This is a genomic window from Bacillus sp. BML-BC051 (assembly GCF_019656175.1).
Lineage (GTDB): Bacteria > Bacillota > Bacilli > Bacillales > Bacillaceae_G > Bacillus_A > Bacillus_A mobilis.
In genome coordinates, this window is record NZ_BPLI01000144.1 from 1 (window position 1) to 2,468 (window position 2,468).

Sequence of the window (2,468 nt, forward strand, 5' to 3'; positions counted from 1 at the left end):
GACTCGTCTTTTTTGTGTTTTAAACTTCTTATCAGCCTCAAGTAAGTAATCTTTATTCTTTTAATCCCCTCATATTCATTTTCTTTTATTATTTTTGGTGTGTAGTTTAAGATTTTCTATTTTATTTTTTGTAGAAGCGATCTGTCGGTATGTTAAAATAGTGCAGTTGTTTTTTGAGTACTTGAATATAAGAAGATTTAATTTTGGAAAAGGAGATAATATGAAAAAGATAGGTGTAATTACTATAGTAGTTTTAGTCCTTTTAGCAATTACTTATATGTTAGTTGGGAATTATTTTTATAATTATGCATTGAATGCGAAACAAGAGAAAGAATTTTTAGAGGATAATCCTCATTTAGTAGAAACAGTAAATGCATCGGGAGGTGTGTCCGCTACAAACGAAGAAAAGGATGCGAGCTTTGTATCAAATCATAAACCTAATACACGAAACATAAATTCTTTCGATAAGTTGAAATTAACAGGTTATGAATATATGAATGAACAATCTAGCCATAAATGGGCAATTGTAGTTCATGGATATGATAGCAGGGCATCGAAAATGACGAAATATATCCGGAATTTTTACGAACAAGGTTATAACGTCATAGCGCCAGATCTTCGTGGGCACGGAAATAGTGAAGGTGATTATATAGGGATGGGCTGGCACGATCGTAAAGATATTTTGATTTGGATTCAACAAATTGTAAAGAAAGACCCTAATGCTGAAATAGCACTCTTTGGTGTTTCAATGGGCGGGGCAACTGTAATGATGACTTCAGGTGAAGAGTTACCTTCTAACGTTAAAGTTATTATTGAAGATTGTGGATACTCAACTGTTATTGATGAATTTACTTATCAACTAAAAGATCTATTCCACTTGCCGAAGTTTCCTGTTATGAATGCGGCAAATACAGTTACAAAATTAAGAGCTGGATATGATTTAGAAGAAGCTTCAGCTATAAAACAAGTAGCGAAAAGTAAAACACCTATGCTATTTATTCACGGGGATGCTGATACATTCGTTCCCTATGAAATGTTAGATGAAGTATATAATGCTGCAAAAGTAGAAAAAGAGAAATTAATTGTTCCAGGTGCTGGACATGGAGAAGCTGAGAAGATAGATTCAAATAAATATTGGAATACTGTATGGAAATTCGTAGGGAAATATATTCCAGAATAGTTAGATTTGTATATACGATAATCAGAAGGAAATGTTTTTATACTTTTGATTATCGTTTTTTCTATTTATAAATTCATTTTAGTTTGTAGTATATAAAGCGTGAAGCATAAATTTTTGAATTCCCTAGCGCTAGTGCTACAATAATTGAAAACTACATGTTAATGAGGTGTTTCTATGAAAATTGAAGTATGGTCAGATTTTGTATGCCCATTTTGTTACATTGGGAAACGTAGATTAGAGATGGCTTTAGAGCAATTTCCGCATAAGAAAGATGTTGAAGTTGAGTTTAAAAGTTTTGAATTAGACCAAAATGCTCCAATCTATTCTGGAACAAGTATTAATGAAGTACTTGCATCAAAGTATGGGATTAGTATTGAAGAAGCTAAGCGTAATAATATACAACTAGGAAGTCATGCAGCTAGTATGGGTTTAAGTTTTAATTTTGATGAGATGAAGCCGACGAACACTTTTGATGCGCATCGTCTTGCGAAGTTTGCAAAAGATCAAGGGAAAGAAAAAGAGATTACGGAAAATCTACTTTTTGCATATTTCACAGAATCGAGAAATTTAAGTGATGTGGATACGCTTGTTACTATTGCTGAAGCTTCAGGTTTAGAAAAGCAAGAAGCTTTACGTGTTATTAATGATAAAAGCGCATATGCAAATGATGTTAGAATTGATGAAGCGATTGCTCAGCAATATCAAATTTCGGGAGTGCCTTATTTTATTATTAATCAAAAGTATGCTATTTCAGGTGCGCAACCACTTGAAACTTTTGTTGGTGCACTTCAGCAAGTGTGGGAAGAAGAGAATCCCGCACCTAAGTTACAAGAACTTTCTTCAGAGGGTGGAAGCGATATGTCTTGTACTGATGAAAGTTGTTCGGTACCTTCAAAAGAACAATAGTTTTTATAATGGAATAGCAACCCATAAGGTATTTTATGGGTTGCTTATCTATTCTTATAGAAGAGGTATATAAATAGATAAATTAATAGCGTAAATAGGATTTATAAAAAAATGAAGTTTTTTATAAAAACATATTGACGATTGTGGGTTAGAGGTGTAATATAGAACAAGTCGCCGATGACACTAACGTCGAAAGCGACAAACAAAATGAAAAACTTAGTTGACATTAACTAACGAAGATGTTAACATAAGGGAGTCGCAAATGAGCGACCAAGTAGTTCTTTGAAAACTGAACGAAACAAACAACGTGAAACGTCAATTTTTATTTTTAGATGCTAGACAAACTAACTTTATTGGAGAGTTTGATCCCTGCCTCTTATAC

Annotated in this window: 2 protein-coding genes; both read left to right on the plus strand. The window is 33.0% G+C overall.

What is annotated here, in order from left to right:
- Positions 1-220: 220 nt before the first annotated feature.
- Positions 221-1,180, plus strand: coding sequence for an alpha/beta hydrolase (locus tag K5S59_RS29675; protein ID WP_000719804.1), 960 nt, complete (start codon positions 221-223; stop codon positions 1,178-1,180).
- A 174-nt stretch (positions 1,181-1,354) separates the two neighbouring features.
- Positions 1,355-2,086 (plus strand): DsbA family oxidoreductase, encoded by a 732-nt coding sequence (locus tag K5S59_RS29680; RefSeq protein ID WP_000687932.1) that lies wholly within the window; start codon positions 1,355-1,357, stop codon positions 2,084-2,086.
- Positions 2,087-2,468: the final 382 nt, after the last annotated feature.

Bases quoted from the DNA above. Each gene is read 5' to 3' on its own strand.
- K5S59_RS29680 (WP_000687932.1), top strand. From the start codon at position 1,355: ATGAAAATTGAAGTATGGTCAGATTTTGTATGCCCATTTTGTTACATT.
- K5S59_RS29675 (WP_000719804.1), top strand. From the start codon at position 221: ATGAAAAAGATAGGTGTAATTACTATAGTAGTTTTAGTCCTTTTAGCA.